Source organism: Streptomyces sp. NPDC039462, assembly GCF_055639375.1.
Genome location: NZ_JBVKAO010000002.1, coordinates 1308054 through 1330451, shown reverse-complemented (window position 1 = coordinate 1330451; position 22398 = coordinate 1308054). Strand labels below are relative to the sequence as shown.

Annotated in this window: 22 protein-coding genes; 12 read left to right on the top strand and 10 right to left on the bottom strand. The window is 69.9% G+C overall.

Annotation, left to right across the window (positions count from 1 at the left end; genetic code table 11):
* Positions 1-40: 40 nt before the first annotated feature.
* Positions 41-1825 (top strand): AMP-dependent synthetase/ligase, encoded by a 1785-nt coding sequence (locus tag ACZ7LU_RS16670; protein ID WP_471917017.1) that lies wholly within the window; start codon positions 41-43, stop codon positions 1823-1825.
* A gap of 16 nt (positions 1826-1841) precedes the next feature.
* Here ACZ7LU_RS16670 and ACZ7LU_RS16665 read toward each other — a convergent pair whose 3' ends face one another.
* A complete protein-coding gene (locus tag ACZ7LU_RS16665; RefSeq protein ID WP_468088136.1) occupies positions 1842-2156 on the bottom strand; it encodes an AzlD domain-containing protein in 315 nt (104 codons plus the stop codon).
* Positions 2153-2917 carry an AzlC family ABC transporter permease gene (locus ACZ7LU_RS16660; protein WP_471917016.1) on the bottom strand — a complete coding sequence of 255 codons (765 nt, stop codon included), beginning with the start codon at positions 2915-2917 and terminating at the stop codon, positions 2153-2155. Before ACZ7LU_RS16660 ends, ACZ7LU_RS16665 begins: the two co-directional genes overlap by 4 nt.
* A gap of 89 nt (positions 2918-3006) precedes the next feature.
* On the opposite strand from ACZ7LU_RS16660, the gene ACZ7LU_RS16655 reads away from it, so the two are divergent.
* Positions 3007-3567, top strand: a complete 561-nt coding sequence (locus tag ACZ7LU_RS16655) for a helix-turn-helix domain-containing protein (RefSeq protein ID WP_471113879.1) — start codon at positions 3007-3009, stop codon at positions 3565-3567.
* A 167-nt stretch (positions 3568-3734) separates the two neighbouring features.
* On the opposite strand, the gene ACZ7LU_RS16650 is transcribed toward ACZ7LU_RS16655, so the two are convergent.
* Positions 3735-3938, bottom strand: a complete 204-nt coding sequence (locus ACZ7LU_RS16650) for a cold-shock protein (protein ID WP_018528239.1) — start codon at positions 3936-3938, stop codon at positions 3735-3737.
* Between the two features lie 366 nt (positions 3939-4304).
* Here ACZ7LU_RS16650 and ACZ7LU_RS16645 point away from each other — a divergent pair, with 366 nt between their 5' ends.
* Together ACZ7LU_RS16645 and ACZ7LU_RS16640 are read left to right on the top strand one after the other, a co-directional pair.
* Positions 4305-5141 carry a menaquinone biosynthetic enzyme MqnA/MqnD family protein gene (locus tag ACZ7LU_RS16645; protein ID WP_468316998.1) on the top strand — a complete coding sequence of 279 codons (837 nt, stop codon included), beginning with the start codon at positions 4305-4307 and terminating at the stop codon, positions 5139-5141.
* Positions 5142-5451: 310 nt separating this feature from the next.
* Positions 5452-7128, top strand: coding sequence for a serine/threonine-protein kinase (locus ACZ7LU_RS16640; RefSeq protein ID WP_471917015.1), 1677 nt, complete (start codon positions 5452-5454; stop codon positions 7126-7128).
* Here the strand turns inward: ACZ7LU_RS16640 and ACZ7LU_RS16635 are convergent.
* Both ACZ7LU_RS16635 and ACZ7LU_RS16630 read right to left on the bottom strand, forming a co-directional pair.
* Complete coding sequence (locus ACZ7LU_RS16635) at positions 7064-7738, bottom strand: hypothetical protein (protein WP_471917014.1); 675 nt, start codon at positions 7736-7738, stop codon at positions 7064-7066. The genes ACZ7LU_RS16640 and ACZ7LU_RS16635 overlap by 65 nt on opposite strands.
* Before the next feature lie 17 nt (positions 7739-7755).
* Positions 7756-12528, bottom strand: a complete 4773-nt coding sequence (locus tag ACZ7LU_RS16630; RefSeq protein WP_471917013.1) for an FtsK/SpoIIIE domain-containing protein — start codon at positions 12526-12528, stop codon at positions 7756-7758.
* A gap of 290 nt (positions 12529-12818) precedes the next feature.
* Here ACZ7LU_RS16630 and ACZ7LU_RS16625 point away from each other — a divergent pair, with 290 nt between their 5' ends.
* Positions 12819-13118 carry a WXG100 family type VII secretion target gene (locus ACZ7LU_RS16625; protein ID WP_127910200.1) on the top strand — a complete coding sequence of 100 codons (300 nt, stop codon included), beginning with the start codon at positions 12819-12821 and terminating at the stop codon, positions 13116-13118.
* A 144-nt stretch (positions 13119-13262) separates the two neighbouring features.
* Here the strand turns inward: ACZ7LU_RS16625 and ACZ7LU_RS16620 are convergent, their stop codons facing one another.
* The gene (locus ACZ7LU_RS16620; RefSeq protein ID WP_471917012.1) at positions 13263-13943 is read right to left on the bottom strand and encodes a hypothetical protein; all 681 of its coding nucleotides are present in this window, start codon (positions 13941-13943) and stop codon (positions 13263-13265) included.
* Positions 13944-14091: 148 nt separating this feature from the next.
* Here ACZ7LU_RS16620 and ACZ7LU_RS16615 point away from each other — a divergent pair, with 148 nt between their 5' ends.
* The 5 genes from ACZ7LU_RS16615 to ACZ7LU_RS16595 are packed head-to-tail and all read left to right on the top strand — an operon-like array spanning position 14092 to position 17461.
* Entirely contained in the window at positions 14092-14403 is a 312-nt protein-coding gene (locus ACZ7LU_RS16615) for a type VII secretion target (protein WP_468557187.1), read from the top strand.
* Complete coding sequence (locus ACZ7LU_RS16610) at positions 14400-15617, top strand: putative T7SS-secreted protein (RefSeq protein ID WP_471917011.1); 1218 nt, start codon at positions 14400-14402, stop codon at positions 15615-15617. Before ACZ7LU_RS16615 ends, ACZ7LU_RS16610 begins: the two co-directional genes overlap by 4 nt.
* 17 nt (positions 15618-15634) lie before the next feature.
* A complete protein-coding gene (locus ACZ7LU_RS16605) occupies positions 15635-16225 on the top strand; it encodes a hypothetical protein (protein ID WP_471917010.1) in 591 nt (196 codons plus the stop codon).
* A complete protein-coding gene (locus ACZ7LU_RS16600; protein ID WP_470978956.1) occupies positions 16215-16883 on the top strand; it encodes a hypothetical protein in 669 nt (222 codons plus the stop codon). The genes ACZ7LU_RS16605 and ACZ7LU_RS16600 overlap by 11 nt, the downstream gene beginning before the upstream one ends.
* The gene (locus tag ACZ7LU_RS16595) at positions 16880-17461 is read left to right on the top strand and encodes a hypothetical protein (RefSeq protein ID WP_471917009.1); all 582 of its coding nucleotides are present in this window, start codon (positions 16880-16882) and stop codon (positions 17459-17461) included. The genes ACZ7LU_RS16600 and ACZ7LU_RS16595 overlap by 4 nt, the downstream gene beginning before the upstream one ends.
* A gap of 43 nt (positions 17462-17504) precedes the next feature.
* Here ACZ7LU_RS16595 and ACZ7LU_RS16590 read toward each other — a convergent pair whose 3' ends face one another.
* The 3 genes from ACZ7LU_RS16590 to ACZ7LU_RS16580 all read right to left on the bottom strand — a co-directional run bounded on the left by ACZ7LU_RS16590 (position 17505) and on the right by ACZ7LU_RS16580 (position 20265).
* Entirely contained in the window at positions 17505-18590 is a 1086-nt protein-coding gene (locus tag ACZ7LU_RS16590) for a hypothetical protein (RefSeq protein WP_471917008.1), read from the bottom strand.
* Positions 18587-19261: a hypothetical protein gene (locus ACZ7LU_RS16585; RefSeq protein WP_471917007.1), complete on the bottom strand. Its 675-nt coding sequence runs from the start codon at positions 19259-19261 to the stop codon at positions 18587-18589. The genes ACZ7LU_RS16590 and ACZ7LU_RS16585 overlap by 4 nt, the downstream gene beginning before the upstream one ends.
* 344 nt (positions 19262-19605) lie before the next feature.
* Positions 19606-20265, bottom strand: a complete 660-nt coding sequence (locus tag ACZ7LU_RS16580; RefSeq protein ID WP_471917006.1) for a hypothetical protein — start codon at positions 20263-20265, stop codon at positions 19606-19608.
* 167 nt (positions 20266-20432) lie between these two features.
* Between ACZ7LU_RS16580 and ACZ7LU_RS16575 the strand changes: the two genes are divergently transcribed.
* Positions 20433-20954: a hypothetical protein gene (locus ACZ7LU_RS16575; protein WP_471917005.1), complete on the top strand. Its 522-nt coding sequence runs from the start codon at positions 20433-20435 to the stop codon at positions 20952-20954.
* A 26-nt stretch (positions 20955-20980) separates the two neighbouring features.
* Here ACZ7LU_RS16575 and ACZ7LU_RS16570 read toward each other — a convergent pair whose 3' ends face one another.
* Complete coding sequence (locus ACZ7LU_RS16570) at positions 20981-21721, bottom strand: hypothetical protein (protein ID WP_471113892.1); 741 nt, start codon at positions 21719-21721, stop codon at positions 20981-20983.
* A gap of 183 nt (positions 21722-21904) precedes the next feature.
* Between ACZ7LU_RS16570 and ACZ7LU_RS16565 the strand changes: the two genes are divergently transcribed.
* The gene (locus tag ACZ7LU_RS16565; RefSeq protein WP_471917004.1) at positions 21905-22396 is read left to right on the top strand and encodes a hypothetical protein; all 492 of its coding nucleotides are present in this window, start codon (positions 21905-21907) and stop codon (positions 22394-22396) included.
* Positions 22397-22398 lie beyond the last annotated feature (2 nt).

Sequence of the window (22398 nt, the reverse complement as noted above, 5' to 3'; positions counted from 1 at the left end):
GTCATCCCGGCAGCCGGGCGCGGTCCCTAGCGTCGTACGCATGCAGCAGATGCGGAAGGACCCACTGAAGCCGTCCGAACTGCCCGGCAGCCTGGCGCTCCTGGCGGAGTGGGCGGCGGAGCGGCACGGGGAGCCGCCGGGGTCACCGGGGGAGTCACCGGGGGATCTGCCCGCTCTGCGCTTCCGGCGCGACGGGGCGTGGACCGAGATGTCGTACGCGGAACTCCGGGACGCCGCCCGGCGGGTGGGCCGGGGCCTGCTCGCGCTCGGCGTCCGCCCGGACGACCGCGTGGCGGTCCTCGCCGAGACCCGTCCCGAGTGGACCTGCACCCATTTCGGCGTGCTCGCGGCGGGCGCCGTCGTGGTCCCGGTCTATCCGACGGCGGGGGACGACGAGGTCGCCTGGGTCGTGGACGACTCGGGCGCGACGGTGGTGATCTGCGAGGACGCGGCGCAGGCGGCGAAGATCGAGCGGCTGCGGGGTCGGCTGCCGGGCGTGCGGCACGTGGTCCTGATGACGGAGGAGCCCGCCGAACTGGCCCCGCTCGACGTGCTCTTGGCGCGGGCGGAAGACCGCCGGAGTGACGACCTGGCCACCATCATCTACACCTCCGGCACCACAGGGCCGCCCAAGGGCTGTCTGCTCACGCACGGCAATCTGCTCGCCGTGCAGGCCGCCGCCGTGCCGCTCGTCGACGGCGGCCCCGGCGACACGACGTACCTCTACCTCCCGCTCGCCCATCTCCTCGCCCAGCTCATCGAGTTCACGACACTCATCGGAGGCGGCACGCTCACCTTCTTCGGCGGGCGCATCGAGGACGTCGTCTCCGAGCTGGCCGAGGCGCGCCCCACCCATCTGCCGTCCGTGCCCCGGCTGTTCGAGAAGGTGCGGTCCGTGGTGCTGTCCCTCGCCGAGGCGGAGGAAGGCGGGCGCGAACGGTTCGAGGAGGCCGTCCGCATCGGGGTCCTCGCCGCCGACGGCGAACTGCCCGCCGAGCTGAGGGAGGCGTACGAAGCGGCCGACAAGGCCCTCTACAGCCTGGTCCGGCAGGCGCTCGGCGGCCGCGTCCGGTGGGCGCTGACCGGCGGCGCGCCCATCGCGCCCGACACCGTCGACTTCCTGCGGGCCTGCGGCATCGCGGTCTACGAGGGGTACGGGATGACGGAGTCGGCCGGCGTCCTCACCCTCAACCACCCGGGCGCGGTGCGATACGGCACGGTCGGCCGCCCCGTGGACGGCGTCGAGCTGCGCATCGCGGACGACGGGGAGGTCCTTGCGCGGGGCGCCATGGTCTTCCTCGGCTACCACAACAACCCGCAGGCCACGCGTGAGGTCATCGACGACGACGGCTGGCTGCACACCGGGGACCTGGGCGCCCTCGACGAGGACGGGTTCCTCACGATCACGGGCCGCAAGAAGGACCTCATCATCACCTCGGGCGGCAAGAACCTCACCCCGTCCCTGACCGAACTGGCCCTCCAGACCACCCGTTTCGTGTCCCGAGCCGTCATGGTCGGCGACAACCGCCCCTACCCGGTCGCGCTCATCACGCTGGACGCGGAGGAGATCGCGGCCTGGGCCGAGCGCGAGGGAGTGCGGCTGACGGACCCGCCGTCCCGCGACCCCCGCGTCCGCGCACTGGTCCAGGAGGCCGTGGACGCCACCAACGCCACGGTGTCCCGCCCCGCCCGCATCCGCGCGTTCGCCCTCCTCGACGAGGACTTCACCGTGGAGTCCGGCCTCCTCACCCCGAGCCTGAAGGTCCGCAGGAAGGCGGTGACACAGCGGTACGCGGGGGTGGTGGAGGGCCTGTACGAGCAGTAGCCCCACGACCCGGGAGCTACTGGACGCCCATCAGACGCAGCAGTGCCGTGGTCGCCGCCGCGCCCACCACGACCACGGCGAACGGCGCCTTGCGCCAGGCGAGGACGCCACCGGCCAGGACACCGACGGGCCTCGCCCAGCCCGCGAAGTCCTGGCCCTCGGTGAGGGCGCCGGTGGCGAGGAGCGCGACCAGGAGGACCGTGGCGGCCACGGCCAGCAACTCCTGCACCCGCGGGGGGAGTTCGACGCGGCCGTGCAGGACCGGGCCCGCCAGGCGGAAGGCGTACGTGCCCGCGGCGAGGACGAGGACGCAGGCGAGCGTGGCGTTCATGAGGTGCTCCTCGAAGAGGCGGGACGGGGGCGGCGCGCCGCGAGCAGGCCGAGGAGGGCGAGCAGCACAGGCACTCCCGCGGGCAGCAGCGGCGCGGCGACGACCGCGATGACAGCACCCGCCGCCGCGGCCCGCCGCGCCGCGCTGTCGCTCCGCAGCGCGGGCAGCACCAGCGCGAGCAGCACCGCGGGGAACGCGGCGTCGAGGCCGAACCGGTCGGTGTCGCCGAGCGCGGACCCGGCGAGGGCGCCCGCCAGCACGCTCAGGTTCCAGGCGACGAACAGGCCGACGCCGGATATCCAGAAGGCGGCCCTGCGCTGCCGGCGGCCGCGCTGGGCCAGCACGAACGCCGCGGTCTCGTCCGTGACGAGATGCGCGCCGATCAGCCGCGCCGCCCAGGACCGGCCGAGGTCGTCGGCGAGCGCCAGACTGAACGCCGCCGTACGGGAGTTGAGCAGCAGACCGGTCGCCGCCGCGGCCAACGGCCCGCCGCCCGCCGTGAGGATGCCGACCGCGCTGAACTGGGCGGAGCCCGCGTACACCAGCAGCGACATGAGCACCGGCACCCACACGGGCAGCCCGCCGCCCACGGCGATGGCGCCGAAGGAGACGCCGACGACGGCGTCGGCGAGCCAGACGAGCGCGATGTCGCGCAGGACGCCGGGCGGGAGGTCGGATACGCGGACGAGGCCCTTGGGCGGTTCCCCGGGTATCTCGCCCGTTCGGTCGGACGGGTCATCTGTTCGGTGTGGCGAACGCATGCGTCGTAGGATGGGTGGAGTGGGGCGCGTTCGTCAAGGCGAACGATCGGTCCGCTGTACCGAACAGGAGAGAGCCGAGGGAAACTGTGATGACCGACGGGTCCCGCATGCCGCGCGAGTGGGTCGCCGCCGCCCTGCGCCGGGAGCGCACCAGGGCCGGCCTCTCCCTCTCCGAGCTGGCCAAGCGCGCCGGCATCGCGAAGTCCACGCTCTCCCAGCTGGAGGCGGCCACCGGCAACCCGGGCATCGAGACGCTCTGGTCGCTGGCCGTCGCGCTCGGCGTGCCGTTCAGCGTGCTCGTGGAGTCGCCCGCGCCCGCCGTGACGGTGATCCGCGCGGGCGAGGGCCCGACCATGCACGCGGAGAACTCGTCGTACGCGGGCACCCTGCTCTCCGCCGGGCCGACCGGCGTGCGGCGCGACATCTACCACGGGGCTTTGGAGCCGGGGCCCGCCCGCGAGTCCGACCCGCACATCCCGGGATCGGTGGAGCACCTCGTCATCAGCACGGGCCGGCTGCTCGCGGGCCCGTGCGGCGAGGCGGTGGAGCTGGGTCCGGGGGACTACATGTCGTATCGCGGGGACGTCGCACACTCGTACGAGGCGCTGGAGCCCGGCACCACGTTCGTGATGATCATGCAGCACACCTAGGCCGGGCGGGGCCAGGGGACAGGGGCCAAGGGCGGGGCAGGGGTCGGAAAAGGCAGGAGCCCCGCTTCCCCCGCTCACGCGGAGGAGCAGGGCTCCTTGGGTACTGCATCCATGTCCGGATCAAGTCACCGGAGGAATCACACACCTCACTGACGTGAGGCGTCCGATTACTGGGGGGTGACGTTCTCCGCCTGCGGACCCTTCGGGCCCTGCGTCACGTCGAAGGAAACGGCCTGGTTCTCCTCGAGGGAGCGGAAGCCGTTCGCGTTGATCGCGGAGTAGTGGACGAAGACGTCCGGGCCGCCGCCTTCCTGGGCGATGAAGCCAAAGCCCTTTTCAGCGTTGAACCACTTCACGGTTCCGGTAGCCATAAGCCCTCCTTGGGCCAAAGGGTTGCCCTGCTCCAGAACCAGCGATTGTTTAAACAACTGCATAAGTCTGAAAACGACGAGAGCCTGCGGGGTTACATGCTCCGCAGGCTCTGTACTGCAAGGGAAACCAAACTGCAACTTGCGGCGAGCTTAGCACGCAGACCCGGGAATGCAATAGGGGGCAAGATCACGTCACCCGGATGTTTGACGGGGCTCCCGACGGGGTTGACGGAGGGGGTTCGGGGGCGCGTCGGGCCCCCGGCGCCCGAACCCTCCCGCACGAGGGCTAGCCTCGCCGATGTGGACAATTCTCCCCTGAACGCCTTCGCGGGGGCAGGCGCCGAACAGTCGCACGACTCCCGCCGCATTCCCCGGCCACGCGTCGGTCACATCCAGTTCCTGAACTGCCTGCCCCTGTACTGGGGGCTCGCGCGGACCGGAACGCTCCTCGACTTCGAGCTGACCAAGGACACCCCCGAGAAGCTCAGCGAGCAGCTGGTCAGGGGCGAGCTCGACATCGCGCCCGTGACGCTCGTCGAGTTCCTGAAGAACGCCGACGACCTGACCGCCTTCCCCGACCTCGCGGTCGGCTGCGACGGGCCCGTCATGTCCTGCGTGATCGTCTCGCAGGTGCCACTGGACCGGCTGGATGGCGCCCGGGTGGCGCTCGGCTCCACCTCTCGCACCTCTGTACGTCTCGCGCAGCTGCTGCTCGCCGAGCGGTACGGCGTGCGGCCGGACTACTACACGTGCCCGCCCGACCTGGGGCTGATGATGCGGGAGGCGGACGCCGCCGTCCTCATCGGCGACGCGGCGCTGCGCGCGAACCTCATCGACGGGCCGCGGCTCGGCCTGGACGTGTACGACCTCGGACAGCTGTGGAAGGAGTGGACGGGCCTGCCGTTCGTCTTCGCCGTCTGGGCCGCCCGGCGCGACTACGCGGCGCGCGAGCCGGAGGTCGTACGCGCCGTCCACAAGGCCTTCCTCGCCTCCCGCGACCTCTCCCTGGAGGAGGTCGGGAAGGTCGCCGAGCAGGCCGCGCGCTGGGAGTCCTTCGACGCCGAGATCCTGGAGCGGTACTTCACGACGCTCGACTTCCGCTTCGGCGCCGCGCAGCTGGAGGGCGTCACCGAGTTCGCCCGCCGGGTCGGCCCGACGACGGGCTTCCCCGCGGACGTGCACGTGGAGCTCCTGAAGCCGTAGCGGCAATTCGCGCGGCGAAATCGGAATGCAGCCGATGCCGCAATAGTTCGCGGCTTCCGGATTGCGTCCGGGCATGCCCGCGGTGAACGGCAGACTCTTGCCGCTCTTGCCGCTCTCGCCTTCAGGCAATTGCCGGACAGAGGTACGTCAGGCGTACGTCAGGGGAACGTAGCGGACCATTCTGGTCATTGCGTACGTGTGGCGGCGAATGCGGGCGGGTGCGTTCCCGCGCGCGCTTGCGCACTACGCTGATCCGGAGTGCTGAGGCGCGCGAGGTGTCCGGACAGCACGCCTGGGGGAGGCCACGGTCATGCATCCGCTCGAAGCCGGCGAACCCACCACGATCGGGCCCTACCGGCTGCTCGGCCGGCTCGGCTCGGGCGGTATGGGCCGGGTCTATCTGGGGCGCAGCGCGGGCGGCCGCACCGTCGCGGTCAAGGTCGTGCACCCGCACTTCGCGCTCGACGAGGAGTTCCGGGCCCGCTTCCGCCGTGAGGTCGACGCGGCGCGGCGGGTCGGCGGCGACTGGACGGCGCCCGTCCTGGACGCGGATCCGGACGCGTCGGTGCCGTGGGTCGCCACGGGATACGCGGCGGGCCCTTCGCTCACGGAGGCGGTGCGGGAGGGCGGACCGCTTCCCGAACACTCCGTACGGGTCCTGGGGGCGGGCCTCGCCGAGGCCCTGGCGCACGTGCACGCCCTGGGGCTCGTCCACCGCGACGTGAAGCCGTCGAACGTCCTGCTCACACTCGACGGGCCGCGCCTGATCGACTTCGGCATCGCACGCGCCACCGACGGCACGGCGTCGCTCACCTCCACGGGCGTCTCCATCGGCTCGCCCGGCTACATGTCGCCCGAGCAGATCCTCGGCAAGGGCGTCACGGGCGCGGCGGACGTCTTCTCGCTCGGCGCGGTCCTGGTGTACGGGGCGACGGGGGAGTCACCCTTCCCGGGCGACTCGTCGGCCGCGCTGCTCTACAAGGTCGTCCACGAGGAGCCCGAACTGGGCTCGCTCACCGGCGATTTGCGGGACCTCGCCGCCGCCTGCCTGGCCAAGGAGGCGGCCGCGCGGCCCGCCCCGGAGGAGCTCGCCCGCCGCCTCGCCCCGGCGGGCGCGGCGGCGCTGGTCGCGGCGGGCTGGCTGCCCGGTCCCGTCGTGGAGCGCGTGAGCCGGAGCGCGGTGCGGCTGCTCGACTTGGACACGGGCGCGGGTGCGGAGGCGGGCTCGGCCGCGGGCGCGGCGTCCGTGAATGCTCCCTCCGGTCCCGTACCGTTCAACGCCCCTTCCGTGGAAGGCTCTTTCGGGCCGCCCGACCCCTCGTACAACCCGTCGTCAGGCCCCTCTCAAGCCGCGCACGCCGACCGGGTGCCGGAACCCCGCACCGAGCCCCCGCCCGGCAAGTTCTCCGTCTCCGTCGCCGCGACCTCCGTGCCGGAAGGCCCTGAGGGGCGCGGCCGTAAGGTGAGTTGTACGGTCGCGCTCGCCGTGGCCGGAGCGCTTGCCGCCGTCACGGTCGGCTCGGTGTTCGTCTTCGGGATGCTGCCGAAGGACGACGACATGTCGGGAGGCGCAGGACCGAAGCCACCGGCCGCGACCGGCGCGCCCAGCACGCCCGGCGACTCCGCGGGCTCCGGGAAGGTCCCCGAGGCCTACCTCGGAAAGTGGCGCGGCCGGGCCGACGCGAGCGGCGGCACGATCCCTCTCGGCACGTTCACGGTCACCCTGCGCCAGGCGAAGCCGGGCGAACGCCTCGGCACGGTCCTGCAGCGCGACCCGATCGGCAACACCTGCACGGACGTCCTGACCCTGAAGTCGGTCACGCCCGAGCGGCTCGTGGCGCGGGGCGAGGGCGCGAAGAGCAACGGCGGCCAGTGCTCGCAGACGCCCCACACCGTCTATCTGCGTCCCGACGGGAAGAAGCTCATGTACACGTCGGACGATCCGAAGGCGGGGGATCCGAAGGCGCGGCTGTCTCCGGTGGAGTGAGCCGCCGCCTGCGCCTCATGGTGCGCAGGTCGTAGGCGCCCAGGACGCCCGCGACGCCGACGACGGTCGCCGTGAGGCCCACCGCCCAGACGTACGGGTAGTTGCTGCTGACCCAGCAGTATTCACCGGCCGCCGAGCACGACCCGTGGCGGCGGCTGTGCTTGGGCCGGATCGTCTGTGCCGCGATGGCCAAGGCCATGAGCGCCCCGCAGGCCCCCGGCAGCGCGACGAGGGCCCAGAGGGCCGAGCGGGCCTTCTCCTTCCGCCAGTTCGTGCGGAAGAGCGCGGCGACCATCCACGCACCGGCCGGCGGCAGGAGGAGCCCGGTCGTCGCCGCGAAGCCGTAGCCCCCGCCGGGCCAGTCCGGTGCGAGCTCGTGCCACATCTCACCGGCCCAGCTGAGGGGCCCGAAGATGAGCGCCGCCGAGCCCACCACCAGGCAGGCGGCCACCGTGCAGCCGAAGCCGACGGAGCGCAGCCGGACGCGCCACCCGACCCGCTTCCCCCCGCGCCCCTTCGCCGGGGGCGAGGTCCGCGCCCCCGGCACATGCGCGTACCGCAGCGCGGCCCCCGCCGCCCGCCGCCGCGCCTTCTTCGCCGATCCGCCCACGAACGCCCCCCTCGGGCCTACGACGGAGTGGTCAGCGTGGCGAGTTCGCCGTTGCCGAGGTGCAGCATGCCCTTGCCGGGCGTCACCGGGCCGCCGACCACGCTGCGCGAGATCCTGAGCCCGATGAGTTCGCCGCTGGAGCTGTCCTGCGGCGACAGCAGAATGCCGCGGCGGCCCTTCTTCGCGTCGACCTGCCAGCCCGAGAAGCCGCTGCACACGTCCTCCTCGTCACCGGCGAGGACCAGGGCGAGGCCCAGGTCGGCGCCGCGCTGGATGATCCGCTTGAACTGGCTCGCCGCGTCCGCGTCCTCCAGGATCTCGGCGTCGTCGATCAGCACGACGACCGGCTCGTCCGGTGACGCGTCCGCCTCGTCGATGAGCTCCTCGAACTCGTCCTCGTCGATGTCGTCGCCGGTGAACACCTTCAACACGCCCTCGGTGCCCTCCAGTTCACGCAGCGGCGACTGGCGCGGGGCGGCGACGACCAGGCGTACACCCTGCGCGCGGAACGACCGCGCCATGTTCATCAGGACCGTCGAGCGCCCCGACTTGGCCGGGCCCGCGATGACGAACGCCGGCACGCCCTGCGCCAGGTCGGGGCCGTACCCCATGACCTCGTCGCCGCCGATGCCCACCAGCGCCCACAGCTTCGAGCGCGATGCCTCCGGGTCGCGGAGCTCCCACGCCTCCTCGAAGGTGATCCGGCTCGGCAGCGTGTCGACGCGGAACGGGCGGCGGTGGCGCGGCACTTCGGCGTCCCGGGCCGCGGCCCGCTCGCCGATCGCGGCGATCGCGGCGGCCTGCCCCTGGCCCGTGGAGTCCTCGGAGAGCAGCGCGAACTGCGTCTCCGTACCGCTCTCGTTGCGGAAGGCGCGGCCCGGCGCGATCTCCTCGGGGACCTTGCGGGCCGGGATGCCGAGCATCGAGAAGTCGGAGCGGTCGGCGAGGCGCAGGCCGTACTTGTCCTCGGTGAGCGAGGAGATGCGGCCCACCAGGATCTGCCGGTCACCCGTCATCACCATGTGGATGCCGACGCTCGCGCCCTCGCGCATGATCGTGGTGATCTCGTCGGTGAGCGACCCGTGGTCGATCTCGCCGAGCGTGGGCAGCCAGCCCTCCCACCGGTCGAGCAGCACGACGAGGTGCGGCAGGCGCTCGTCCTCGGCGGCGTCGGCCCGCTGCTCGCCGATGTCCGCGTACCCCTTGTCGGCGAGGAGGTCCTGGCGGCGGGTGAGTTCGCCCTTGAGGCGGTTGATGAGGCGCACCACGCGCTCGGTCTGGTTGCGGCCGACGACGGCGCCGCAGTGCGGCAGCCGGGTCAGCGCGTTGAGCGCGCCGTTGCCGCAGTCGATGCCGTACAGGTGGACGTCGGCGCAGGAGTGCGTGCGCGCCAGGGAGCCCGCGATCGTACGGAGCACCTGCGAGCGGCCGGAGCGCGGGGCGCCGCCGATCATCAGGTGGCCGAAGCTCGCGAAGTCCACGACGACCGGGCGGCGGGCCTGGTCGGCGGGCAGGTCCTCGACGCCGTACGGGGCGGGCGTGAGCGCCCCGGGAGCCGTGCGCGGCGCGGGCGCGGGGATCTCGTCGAGCAGCACGGTCTCGCCGAGCGCGGGCAGCCACGGGCTGTGCTGGGCGGGGATGCCCATGACCCGGTTGGCCTCGATGATCTCGTCGACCAGGACCTTCAGGTCGGTGATCTCCTCCTCCTCGCGGGCCTGCGCCTTCGGCTTCGCCAGCGAGGCGCGGCCGAGCGCCGACCAGTCGAGGGCGTCGACCCAGGGCGCGAGCAGCGTCGGGTCGGCGGCGCCGGGCCTGCGGCCACCGACGCGCCCCGACTGGAAGGGCACGAGCGAGGCGTGCCCGAGCCGGACATAGGCGCGGCCGGGCGTGTTCTTGCTGATGTGCCCGGCCTCGGGGGAGTCGATGACGTCGGTGGACTCGCCGCCGTCCGTCACGCGCAGCGCGATGCGGAGGTTGGTGTTGGCGCGGATCTCGGGGGAGACGACACCGGAGGGCCGCTGGGTGGCGAGGAGCAGGTGGATGCCGAGCGAACGGCCTCGCTGGGCGATGTTGACGAGACCGGTCACGAAGTCCGGCAGGTCGCGCACCATGGACGCGAACTCGTCGATGACGATGAGGAGTCGAGGCACGGGAGCGTGCGACGGGTCGCGCCGCACGAGATCCTGGTAGTCCTCGATGTCCTTGGCGTCGGCGTCCGCGAGGATGTGCTCGCGCCGCTTGAGCTCGGCGCCGAGCGATTCGAGGGCCCTTTCCACGAGGTGCGCGTCGAGGTCGGTGACCATGCCGACGGTGTGCGGCAGCTTCACACAGTCCTTGAACGCGGAGCCGCCCTTGTAGTCGACGAGGACGAAGGTCATGTTCTCGGGCGTATTGGCCACGGCGAGGGCGGCCACGATGGTCTGCAGCAGCTCGGACTTACCGGAACCGGTCGTACCGGCGATGAGACCGTGCGGCCCGTCCTTGCGCATGTCGATGCCGAAGGGACCGTCGTACGACTCACCGATGACGGCCATCGTCGACTGCCCGCCGGCCTGCCACCTGGCGGTGATCGCCCCGGACGTCGGCGGCTCCAGCTGGAGTACGTCGAGGAGACGGCTGGAGCCCGGCAGCGCCGAGTCCTCGGTCTCCCCGCTGATGTCGCGCAGCGGCGAGATGGACCGCGCAAGACGCAGACACCAGGCGGGCGTCACGAAGTCCGGTCGCACGTCACGCAGCCGCTCGGCCCCGCTCATCTCCACGCGCAGCCTCAACTCCCGCGGGGCATCGGCCTGCTGCGGGTCGGGCGCGGTGGTGTGCCAGGCCTGGAAGGAGGGGAAACCACCGGGAGCCTGCTGGGGCGGGGCGGGCGCGTGCGAGGCACCCCTGGGCGCCTGAGGGGCCATGCCGCTCGCGTAGGCGTTCGGGTCCGGCATCGGATCCGGCTTCGGCTCGGCGACCACGAAGGCCTGGCACTCGCCGGGCAGGAACCGTTCCTCGGTGTCGAGACAGAGCGCGTACATGTGCACGGCGGGACCCTCGCGCAGCAGCCGCACCACACCCGGCAGGGACCGCAGCCGCCGCGACCCGTCCCACACCACGACGATGTCCGGATCGGAGAAGTTCGCGCCCTGGCCCTTGTTCTCCTCCATGGCCTTCACGCGCGCGTCGAGGATCTGGGTCAGCTCACCTATGCGGGCGCCGACGGTCTCGGCATCCGTCCCGATGAGGACGTTGATGTCCTGGCCGCCCGAAGGACGGGCGTGCGGCAGCCACCGCACCCAGTCCCAGCTCTCCTTCGACGTGGCCTCGGTCAGCACGTAGAACTGCACGTCCATCGGGCTGTGCAGCGTCGCGGCCTGCGCGACCGCCCAGCGGCCGAGGGCCGTCGCCGAGTCGTCGGGCCCCGCGATGCCGATGACCCCGAGCCCCTTCAGCGGCAGGGCGACCGGCGCGTCCTCGATGTGCCAGGTCACCTGCCGCCGGTGATCGTCCTTCTCCGGGTCGTCCAGCACGACCTCGGAGGGCAGCCGCCCGGTGCCGAAGCGCATGAGGAGGTGATCGGCGTCGGTGCGCCGTCGCTCCCACAGCCGGGTCCGCGGACCGGTGCTCAGCGCGAGCACGGTGGCCGGGTCGGGCACGGCGCTGCGCCGGTCGAGCCGCTCGGCGACCAGCGCGTCCTGAGCGTCCTTCTCGATCCGCGCCTTGGTCTCCTTGTACTCCTTGACCTGCTTCGCATGGGACTTGCGCCCGTGCTTCTTGTCCATGAAGTAGTTGCCGAACAGCATGATGGGGCTCAGCCCCGCCATGATCAGGTAGTACCAGCGGTCGAAGATCATCGCCGCGACGACGGCACCGACCAGCGGGAACAGCGCCATCAGCCACGGCAGCGGCCGCGCCTCGTACTCCCGGGGCGGGGTGGGCAGCCGGAAGGAGGTCTGGCGCTCGGGCGGGCGCAGCCGCGGGGGCCGGTTGTAGTCGAGCCCGGCACCGTCCTCGGACCACTTGAGGGCGGCGTTCGGAGGGGTGTACCTGACGAGTTCCAGGAGGGTGTTGCCGAGCGCGATCTGGGCGCCGAGCGGCCAGGCGACGGTGTCGGCCGGGCCCTTGGCCCGCGCCTTCACCCGCGCGTCCCGCCGCTCCTTCCACTCCTTGTGCGCCTGCTTCTCCCGCTTCTCCCGAGCCTTCCGCTCCTTCCGCGACTCCCCTTCGGGCGGGACGGCCGCCCCCGCCGGCTCGGGCTCCTCCTTCTCCACACCGAAGGGCTCCCCGTCGACGGTGACGCCCTCCTTCGCCTTCTCTCCCCCGTGGAGGGTGACGTGGCAGGTCCCGTCGGTTGCAACTGACAACGTGAGGGCGCGCGACGCCATCTCGGGATCGTCGATCCGGATGTACGAGGCGGGCCCGCTGCCGATGTCGTACCGCCCGATCCCGAGCCGGTGCACGGCGCCGGCGGCGGCCCCGCTCGCGACGCGCAGTTCGACGAGCCCGGAGGGCTCACCCGGCAGACACCCGGCGGGATCGTCGAGGCTCACGACGGCGCCCTCGCGCAGCGGCGAGGTGACGACGGTGGCGGTGGGATCGACGGCGTACCCGTCGACGTAGATCATCGGGGCGCCGCGGCCGGGCGCCTGCTGCCCCTGCCCGATCGGAATGATCTGCGCACCGCCGCGGCCGACCTGCCGGGCCAGTTCCACCGCGATGTCCTGCACGGTGGACTCGGGATCGGCGTCGAGAACCACGTCGGCGGAGCCCCCGCCGAACGGATCGACGACGGTCAGAGTCAGGCGCACGATCGTCCTCCCCGGAGCTGAACAATGCGCCTGACGATATCCGCTCGCGCCCGACGGTATCCGCTCCCCCCTTCCCACAGGCAACGGCCTGCACACAGTCCTCGCACCTGCCCCATACCGGAACCAAGCCCACCACTTCGCACTCGCTCATAGCAGAGCTGTGACTCAACCGGGCTGCGTTCCCGGCAACCTCACCCGTAAGCTGCTGGCGCACGAGCGGAAGATCGCACCATCCGCAAAGAGGAGCCACGGGGGTTGGCCCTGCGGCGAGTTGATAGGGAGAGAGCCTCATGGCCAAGGACCTTGATGTCACATATCAGGACATGCGTGACGCGGCGAAGCACGTCGTCAAGGAGAAGGACAAGCTCAACGAGAAGCTGGACGGCCTGAAGAAGTACATCAAGAACCTCGTCGAGACGGGCTTCGTCACGAAGAGCGCCTCGAAGGCGTTCGACGAGAACTTCGACGACTTCGTCGAGGGCGCGAAGAAGACCCTCGAGGGCCTGGACGGCATGGGCGACTACCTGACGAACGCCGCCGACAAGTACGAGCAGATCGACGACGAGCTGGGGCGGGCTGCGCGGAAGTAGGCGGCCGGCGTCACGCCGACGGGGAGTGGGGTGTCGGAGGCCGGCTCCGACGCCCTGCCCCGTGTCCCGAACGTCCCGTCGGCCGCGGCTGGAGGAATGGCACCGCGCCACGACCGCAGCGTGAGAAGTGCCCGGTGCGCTCGGTCAGTTGTCGGCCTGGGGCTCTTGAATCGCGTGCTGTCGAATCGCGTGCATATGGAGTTCGCTGCGGAACTCCTCCGTCGTGAGCCGGATCCAGGACGCGTCACGGAACTTCAGCAGCAGCAGCTGTGACCGGAACTCACCGTGGAACGGGTCGACGAGTTCGGCAGTCCCGGCGGGCAGGCGGGCGACGATCTCCATGTGCTTCTCCCGCCCCACAGAGACGCGGCGCGGCGGTGCGGCCAGGACGATCTCGTCCTGAGTCGCGACGACGAAACGCTGATGGTGAGAGGAATGGCTGTACCAGCGCAGCAGGAACTGCCCGGCTTCACCGCTCCAGTTGCCGTCGAAAACACGGTCGAGGCCCTGCTTGTCGACGAGTATCTTGAGCCGCGCCTCGTCCTCACGCGCTCGCCGATTCTCGTCTCCGTTGTTCTCGAACAAGAACTCCCGGAGACGGTCCAGGAGGGACAGCAGGCTGACGAACGGCAGGAGAGGTACGGCCAGCGCCGTGCCGAGCATGCCCAACGGAGGCATGGCCGCCGGGCGCAGCCGCGGCTCACCGGCTGCCCGGAGCACCTCGGCCGGAGGATCGGGAATCTTGCCGATCGTGCACCAGCCCGCGGCTTCGGCCCGGATGCCGAGGCGTTGGGTGATCATGCGCTGGTCGCCCCTGGATGTCACGTCAAGACTCTCCTCGTCGGCACGGAACAGGCTTGCTGCAATCGAGAGCGTATCGGGTGCCGGGTGGTACCCGGGAGGAAGAAATCGGCTGGCGCGACCGCCCTTGTCAGGCGCTCGGCCGGCCTCAGCCGGAAGGGGGGTGGTCCTCGTGGGGGACCACACAAAAGCGGATCTCGCCGCCATAAAGAAGTGTTCGCGAGACCTGGGAAAGATTCACAGCGAGTTCGAGCGGAACGGAAATCCCGCTGATGAGTATGGGCATGCGGTGGGTCATGGTGGCCTGAAGGATGCCTTCTCGGAATTCGGGGACACCTGGAAGAAGACGCGGAAGAAACTCATGAAGGAACTCGAGAAGCTGGCCGAGTTCACTTCCACGGCCGCCAAGACGTACGACAAGATCGATCATGAGTTGGCCGAGGCGATACGGGGCGCCAAGGCGCAGAGCAAGGGGAAGAAATGAGCAGGACGGACAGTGACTGGCCGCCGCTGTGGCATGACGACCCGACTCCGGGCGATCCGGAGGAAGTGGCCGAACTCGGCCGCAAGCTCCGCAAGATGGCAGACATGATCGATGAGCAGTCCCGGGTCATCAAGGCCCTCTCCTCGGTGGAGGGCTGGGACAGTGAAGCCGGCAGGGGCTTCCACGAGATGGCGGGCGGCACCGCGGACAAGCTCAAGAAGGCGTACGAGCGGTACGACGAGGCTGCCAAGGCCGTCGGGGAGGAAGTCCGCGAGGGAAGCTCGGACGAGTTCGCCAGCGAGATGCGCAGGGCGCAGAAGAAGGCGGACAAGGCGCTGAGGGACTACCGCGAAGCCGAGGCGGACCACGACATCGCCGAACGCGAGGTCAAGAAGTTCACCGACAAGTACCCCATGAACAACATTCCCGCGAAGGACAGGGAAGAGTACAACCGCTGGGTCGAGAAGGAAGCCGATTCCCTCCACCGCATCGGTGGCGCGCGGAAGCTGGTCAGCGAGGCGCGCGAGATCTACGACGAGGCAGGAGACAAGGCCGCCAAGCACATCAAGAACGTCGTGCACCATGACGACGTGCGGGACCCCGGCGGCTTCATGAACTTCCTCGCGGACTGGGCGGACGCGCTGTCGAACATATCGGCCGTACTGTCCGTTCTGGCTGTGATCTGTGCGTTTGTTCCGCCGTTGCAGTTCCTTGTGCCGATTTTCGCGACGCTCGCCGTGGTGACCAGTGCCGCCGCTCTGGCTGGACACGCGTACGACATGGTCGCGCGCGGCGGAAAGCTCGACTTCATGAAGCTGGGCACCGACGTGCTGGGAGTGCTGCCCGGCCTCGGCGCACTGAAGGGCTTCAAGCTGGTCAAGGGCCTCAAGGGGCTTTCCAAGCTCAAGGCTGTCCGCTTCAGCGGCCTGCGCGCTCTGGACGGCGTGGGGCACAACTTCCTGAACGGTGTGGCGGTCAAGACTGCCAACAAGATCCTGGGGCGGAAGGCGCGAAAGGAACTCCTCGACGGAAAGAAGATCACGGCGGCCATCAAGGGAGCGGGCCTCGCCAGTGCTCTGAACAAAATGATGCACGGCCATAACGGCGAGCGGACCGGGTACCAGGAACCGCCCAAGAAGCCGGCCGTCACCCCCACGCCGTCCCCGTCGCCCCGGCCCTCGCCGAAGCCGTTCAACGCGGCCCTCGCGGCCTGACGGCAGAAGAAGCCACCGTGGCAGACAGTGGGCAGGAGCCGCTCGGCGCCCGGGAGTTCATCGGGCGCAGGGGCGGCGACGTGGTGACTTTGGTGGACGGGGAAGTGATCGCCGCCGTTCCCGAGGCGAGGCGCGCCGCCGAGGAGGCCCGTCAGGAACTCCGGTTCGACTTCCTGGACGACCAGGCGGTGCTCGCGCTGTTGCGCCGTCGGCACCAGGACGAGGTGGCCATGTTCCGGGCGGGCTTCGCGCACGGCATGCCTCTCGCACTCGTGGGCTTCGGAGCCGTGACGTACTGGGGCGGCGTGGCCCAGTACTGGGAAACCTCCACTTCCCGCACGGCCTATCTGGCGATCGCGGGAGTCGTCGTGGCGGTACAGCTCTTCTTCTTCGTACGAAGCGCCGCCTCGCACTGGGGCGATCCGGCCCGCCAGTACCTGCGTGCCCGGGCGCACGCATACCGGAAGATCGCGCACTTGGCCCGCCGGGGAGGGGCCGAGGTGCCGACGCACTACCCGCATTACGGCCCGTACCCCTTCGCGGCGAAATTCCGCCCCGAGGCGGATGAGGACGGGCAGTCCGAGAATGGAAGTTCAGATGGCCACTGACATTGCCGAAGAGGCGCACCTCAGCCTCACGGGGGACGAGGGCATAGAGGCCCGCTGGGTCATGCCCGAAGGGTTCCTTGAACTGCCTTTCGAGGCCGAGGACACCGACGAACTCGCGGACCAGCTGTTGGAGTTCGCGGCGACCTCGCTGCCCGGCGCCGACGAGGAAGTACAGATTCAGTGGGCCGTCATGTGTGCGCTGAACTACGACGAATTCATCGAGGCAGGCATTCAGTACGCCGGCTTCGTCACGACCGAGGTCGAAGGGGTCCGCTGCACCGCGACGGTCAACGTCAGCATGACCGACCTGGACGAAAGGGCCGGACGCCGCCCCGCCGGCTTCATCGCCACCACGATGCGGCACCTGGACATCGGCGAGGTGAGCGAGGTATCGCTGCCCTGTGGCCCGGCGGTGACGTGCGTCGGCAGCCGCTCGGCCACGGTCGACGGCAACCTCACCCAGTCCGGAGAGCCCGAAGCCATCCAGACCTCCTTCATACAGGTCCAGATCCCGGTGAACAACGGAACCGCTCTGGTCCTGGAGATGGGAACCCCGACCGCCGAAGGGTGGGACACCTTCTCCGCCATGTTCGCCGGCATAGTGAAGAGCGTCCGCTTCTTCGACGACCAGGGATCTCCCGTGGTGATGCCAGGGTGACGAACGCACCGGAGACCGACGCCGTGCCGCAAGCGGCCGTCCCGAGGGACTACCGGCTCCTGGTTCCCCGTGAGTGGTTCCGCATCGACCTCACGCAGGACCGCTGGCGCCGCACGCTCAAGACGTTCGTGGACCGGCAGGCGGAGGGGCGCCGCGTCTCCCCGGACCTCACCCGGAAGGTGTGGGCTTCGCTCCGCAACACCGCGGAGGTCGGGCGGGCGCGGGGGGCCATGGAATTCTTCCTGCTGACGACTGCACAGGACGGTGGTATGCCCGCATCGCTCCTGGTGTCGCTGATGCCCCTGGGAACGAAACCTGCGGACCCGCACAAGTACGCGGCGTGGCTCGAACTCAGAGAACCCGACGAGGGAAGCCCCCGCCGCCGGATATCGGTGGTGAACCTCCCCGCAGGCCCTGCCGTACGTGTCCTTGGACCGACGACCCTCGACCTCCACGCCCAACTTCCGGGTGCGAAGGGCTACATGTTGCTTTCCTTCGCGGCACCGCTCATCGGAATGGCAGGTCCGATGGAGCGGTTGTGCGACGCGATCGCGGGCTCACTGTCGTGGGTGGAGTGAAGGACGATCTGCGAGCTCCCCTCATCGTGAGGGGAGGCGCTGGTCAACGATTGATCGACTGGACTTCCTCGACGGTGACGTCCTGGACCGCCTCGATCTTCCCGTCGGGCATGCCCACCGCGGCGTCCTGGCCCGTGCCCGTCCAGCTGATCTCCCACGTGAGGGAGGCCTTCAGGGGGAACGTGGCGCCGCCCGACGAGCGGCCGTAGACGATGCCGCAGGGCGGGGTCTCCTTGGCCTTGCCCTTCGCGTAGGGCTCGCCGATCCTGCCGTCGGCGATGGGGCATTCGCCGTTGGCGGGGAGAGTGGTCGCGTCCTCGGTTCCGGGGTCGAGGGTGAGCGACTTGGGCCTGGCGGTCGTCGTCGCCTCGATGTTGAAGCCGGGGACGTTGATGGCCGCGGTCGCCTTCACCTCGTCGAATTCGGCCTTGTCGAGCCACGCCCACGTGGGCAGCTTGACCTTGGTGGTGCCGTCGGGCGCGAGGGTGACCTTGGTCTTCGGGAGCTCCATGTGCTGGTAGGCGAGGGCCGCGAGGATCTCCGGGGAGATGGCCTCCTCGTACTGGGGCGGCGGAGCTTCGCCGTTCTCGACCCAGAACGGGATGTCACTGCACGACGTTCGCTTCAGAATGTCCGGCTCGTCGGGGTTCTCGACGGCCGCCCAGAACATCCCCTCGCCGTCCTTGTCGACGTTGTAGTCCTTGTAGCCGGGAGTGTCCGTCCAGCCGTAGTCGTCCTCGTAGTGCCGCTGGAGCTCATTGATCGCCGCACCCGCGTGCCCGGACATCCCGGGCGCGCTCGCGGCGTCCTTGAGCTCCTTGGACATCTTCTTCTTGAATTCCTTGGCGCCGTAGGTCGGGGCGTACCAGCAGGGGGGCGGGTTCCAGTTGACGTCGGCCGAGGCGACGTTGCCGCTGCCGCCGCCCTTGGCGACTGCTCCGGAGTACTGGACTTTAGCGGCGGCGTAGATGCCGTTCCCGGACTTGTCGCTGCCGCCTTGGGCTTCCGTGTTGGCGCCCTTGCCGGAGCCCACCGGTTTCCCCGCGTAAGCGGCCTCGGTGAGGACGAGAGTGCTGAGTGCGAGGGTGAGGGCTGCGGTAGTGATGGCCGCGCGCCGCGATATGTTCACCGGCACTTCTCCGCCTTTGTCTCGACGAACACCTTGCTTGCCTGCCAAAGGCCGTCCCCCGTAGGGTGCTTGACCATTACGATCTTGTAGTAGTCGAAATCCTTGATGCTGTTCTCGGTCTTCAGAACCTTCCCGGACTTGATCTCTTTGCCGTAGAACTTGCTTGCGTCCGCACAGAACGCAACCTCGACCGAATCGCCATTCGCCGCGGACCGGGTGGTCGCCCGGTAGTGGCGCAAGGTGCCGTCCGCCGTCCACCCGCCGTCGAGCCAGCCGTCGATCTGGGTCTTCGCGTAATGGAGCCCGTCGCCGGTGGAGTAGGCAGTCACGGACGCGTCCTTGACCGTGCGCTTGTCGACACCCCGGTAGATGGCTCGGAAGAAGTTCGCGGCGTCATTCATCGCCGCCGCCTCGTTCTTGTCCTCCGGCTTGTCCCAGTCGAAGACGAGGTTCATGCTCTTCGGCAGCGAGACGTCCACGCCGTCCGGTTTGTCGGCGGCGGGGGCTCCTGACGGATCCGCCGACTTCTTCGGCTTCGCCGAGTTCGCGTCGGCTCCGGCGATCTTGTCCTTGTCCTTCGACTCACCGTCGTCTCCGCTGCCGCATGCCGTCAGGAGCAGGGCTGCGGTCGCGGCGAGCGCGGCGGTGACGGGCATGGTGCGGCGGTTCACGGTCGGCTCCCGGTGGGGCGAGGGTGTCTTCAGCGTGCCGACGTTAACCGCGGGGTCCTCCGTTCCGCCAGGGCCGACAGCGGGACAAGTTGCCGCATTCTGGCCGACTGTCACCGTGTCGTGACGCGCGGATGTAGTGGCCCGACGGGCTGGAGGTCAGCGGTTGACCGACTGGACCCCCTGGACCGTGACGTCCTGTTCGAAGGTGGAGAGGCCGACAGACAGCGCCGCCAGTTGCCGCGGGCGATCGGGGTCCGCGAGTCGGTCCAGGTCACCTTCCACCCCCGAATCCGAGCACCAGCAGAGCTGCCATGCCGCAGACCGACGCGGTGTGGGCCACCCCCTCACTGCTGGCACTCCTTCGCCGCCGTCTCGCCGCGGAACGACTGGACCAACCAGGTGTTGTGCTCTGTCTTCCGGAGCGTCGCGGTGTTGCGGATGAAGTCCTCGGGAGTCGGTTCCGTCTTCCGGGTCTTTCCGGACCTGATGTCCTTGGCGTACGCCTTGGAGCGGTCCTCGCAGTAGGTCACGATCGCGAGGTCGTCGGTGTTCTTCTCGACCTTTCGGTCGTAGTACCGGTAGGTCCCGGTGATGCTGCGTCCCTGTGCCTTCGCCTTCGTGACTTCCGAGGTGTAGAACTCGCGAGCCTCACCGGCGTAATAGCGAGTCAGGAGACGGGAATTGGGGTCCAGGTCCACATAGAGCCGCTGTCGGGCCATGAGGGCCTCGGCCTGCTCCTCGAGGATCCGGTCCTTTGCTTTGTCACCGGTCGCATTCGACTCGATCTCGACCTTGATGTCATCGGGGAGACCGAAGTCGGCGACCTTGGCCGAAGCGGTGGGGGAAGCCTTCAGCTCCGGTGCTTCCACGCTCTCGCTCTGATCCGCTCCCTTGATGGTGTCATCGGAACCGGAACCGGAACCGGAGTCGCTGCCGCATGCCGTCAGGAGCAGGGCTGCGGTCGCGGCGAGCGCGGCGGTGACGGGCACGGTTCGGCGGTTCACGGTCGGCTCCCGGTGGGGCGAGGGGCATGTCGAACGGGGTGACGTTACCCAAGGGATCACTGGTTCTGCAGGGGCGCTGCTACCAGGATGAGGGTGCCCAGACCGCCTTCGCCGTAGTTCTTGATCTCCCGGCAGCCAGTACCCGCCCCGCTTCCTAGAGTGGTGGCATGTACATCTCGCACCGCGCTCTCGACGGCAGCCGCCGGCACCGTCTCGCCGTCGGCACGATGCTCTTCCTGGTGACGCTGATACTCGGGGTCGGGCTGACCTTCGGCGCGTTCGATGACGGCATCGGATGGCTGATGCGGGTGGGGCTCGGGGCGATGGCGGTGTCCGTCTGGACCGTGGTCTGGTGGTGTGCGCGGTACTGGTACGCGGCGTACAGCGAGGGCCGCCGCGAGGAGCCGGTCCCCGAGCCCGGGTTCTGGCCGTGGCTGCTGCCCTGGGCCGTGCTGGTGACGTGTTTCGCGGTCACCGGGATCCGTGCTCTGTACGCCGGTGACAGCCAGGGCTGGTTCTCGATCGGCGTCGCCGGGGTCTTCGCAATGCCCGCGATCGGCGCGCTGGTCGGCCTGCTGTACGGCCTGGTGAGCGATGCGCGGTCCGGGCGGCGGCGTACGGCTGCTCCCTCGAGGGGCGCCGCGGAGGAGGCTGAGCGGCCGCGGAGGGATTGGGGGCCGATTGGCTGACCCCCTCGCGAGCCGAGCGCGCATTCCTACGCCAGCTTCGCGCTCTGCGCCTCCACGACGGCCTTGTTGATCCTCGCGTTGCCGGGGCGTGACTGGGTGAAGGCCAAGCCGTCCACCGCGTAGTAGAGCGCGAGGGTGTCGCCGTGGCGGGCCGCCTGGGCGCGCATGGTGTGGGTGACGCCCTCGTGCTTCGTCGTGACGCTGAAGGCGACCGACTCGTCGGCGCCGTTCGGTGTGGCGGCGGTTTCGGCGGTGACGGAGGAGAACGCGCCCGTGTTGCCGTCCGCCTTGGCCGCGAAGCCCGCCCCGCAGGAGCGGATCGCCTTGGAGAGGTCGGCCAGGGTGGCCTGCGCCTCACCCTTCGCGTAGGTGGCGAGCGTGACGTACGTGTAGGCGCCGGGCCCCTTCGCTCCCGTGGCGAGACGGACCAGGTCGGCCTTCGGGGTGCCGAGGGGGAGCTGGTTCGTCGCGTAGGCGATCGGGGCGCAGACGGGCTTGTCGAGCTTGACCTGTCCCTGGGACGTGGCGAACGCGTACTCGGCGTCGGGCTTCTTGATCGTGAAGCCCTTGACGTCGTTCTTGGACAGGATGGTGCGGCTGAGCTCGGCGGCCGGGTCCGCGGGTTTCGACGGGGATTCCTTCGCCTTGTCGGCGGAACCGTTGGAGGCGTCGGAGGAACCCGAGTCGGATCCTCCGCATCCGCTCAGGGCCGTGACGGACAAGAGGGCGAGAGCGGTCGCGGTGAGGGCGGTCCGGGTCCGTTTCATGGGGCTGAGGCTCCTGTCAGTGGCGGGCGTCCGCGGCACTGTACTGGGTGGCTCAGCCAGGGGGCGCGGGTGGCCCGGGCGACTCAGGGCCTCTTCTGGACAACCCGCACACGCATTTGCCTTCTTAGCCAGCCCGCGCCGTAGGACAGCTTCACTGCCGCGCTCAGCGCGGACCGTGGGCACTTGCTCCAGGTAAATGTGCGGGGAGCGAACGACGAGGGTCTTGTTCGGGAGCTTCCCGAATTCGGGCGCCGGTGCAGTTCGGAATTCATCGGGGCCACGCCCCATTCGACCTCCCTCGAAGGTTTCCAGTACGAAGGCAGCCCTTTCGACGCCGTGGGTGTTGCGGCGCCCGCGGTGCACGGTTACCACGCGCATGGCGAGGAACACGACAACACCAGGACGCGAAGCCACAGCATCGGCCGTGAGCGCGGGCTCACCCAGTACGCGACACTGCACCGGGAATTGGGGCTGCTGGATAGCGCGGAGGGCAGTTACGTCGAGTGGGAGAACCGGCACAATGAAGTGCGGCGTGCGGATTGGGCCGGCGGTGTCTGCACGGTGGACCTCGGTGGTGGAGAGCGGCGTGAGGTGACGATCGCCGGGCTTCAGGAACTGGGCCGGCCGACGTGCACAGGTGAACGTCCGTCCGCCAGGCGTCCACCGAGACAGTGACG

Excerpts from the sequence above, each read along its gene's own strand:
- ACZ7LU_RS16670 (WP_471917017.1), top strand. The coding sequence starts at position 41 with ATGCAGCAGATGCGGAAGGACCCACTGAAGCCGTCCGAACTGCCCGGC.
- ACZ7LU_RS16600 (WP_470978956.1), top strand. The coding sequence starts at position 16,215 with ATGGCCACTGACATTGCCGAAGAGGCGCACCTCAGCCTCACGGGGGAC.
- ACZ7LU_RS16660 (WP_471917016.1), bottom strand. The coding sequence starts at position 2,917 with ATGCGTTCGCCACACCGAACAGATGACCCGTCCGACCGAACGGGCGAG.
- ACZ7LU_RS16625 (WP_127910200.1), top strand. The coding sequence starts at position 12,819 with ATGGCCAAGGACCTTGATGTCACATATCAGGACATGCGTGACGCGGCG.
- ACZ7LU_RS16570 (WP_471113892.1), bottom strand. The coding sequence starts at position 21,721 with ATGAAACGGACCCGGACCGCCCTCACCGCGACCGCTCTCGCCCTCTTG.
- ACZ7LU_RS16665 (WP_468088136.1), bottom strand. The coding sequence starts at position 2,156 with ATGAACGCCACGCTCGCCTGCGTCCTCGTCCTCGCCGCGGGCACGTAC.
- ACZ7LU_RS16610 (WP_471917011.1), top strand. The coding sequence starts at position 14,400 with ATGAGCAGGACGGACAGTGACTGGCCGCCGCTGTGGCATGACGACCCG.
- ACZ7LU_RS16575 (WP_471917005.1), top strand. The coding sequence starts at position 20,433 with ATGTACATCTCGCACCGCGCTCTCGACGGCAGCCGCCGGCACCGTCTC.
- ACZ7LU_RS16655 (WP_471113879.1), top strand. The coding sequence starts at position 3,007 with ATGACCGACGGGTCCCGCATGCCGCGCGAGTGGGTCGCCGCCGCCCTG.
- ACZ7LU_RS16650 (WP_018528239.1), bottom strand. The coding sequence starts at position 3,938 with ATGGCTACCGGAACCGTGAAGTGGTTCAACGCTGAAAAGGGCTTTGGC.
- ACZ7LU_RS16640 (WP_471917015.1), top strand. The coding sequence starts at position 5,452 with ATGCATCCGCTCGAAGCCGGCGAACCCACCACGATCGGGCCCTACCGG.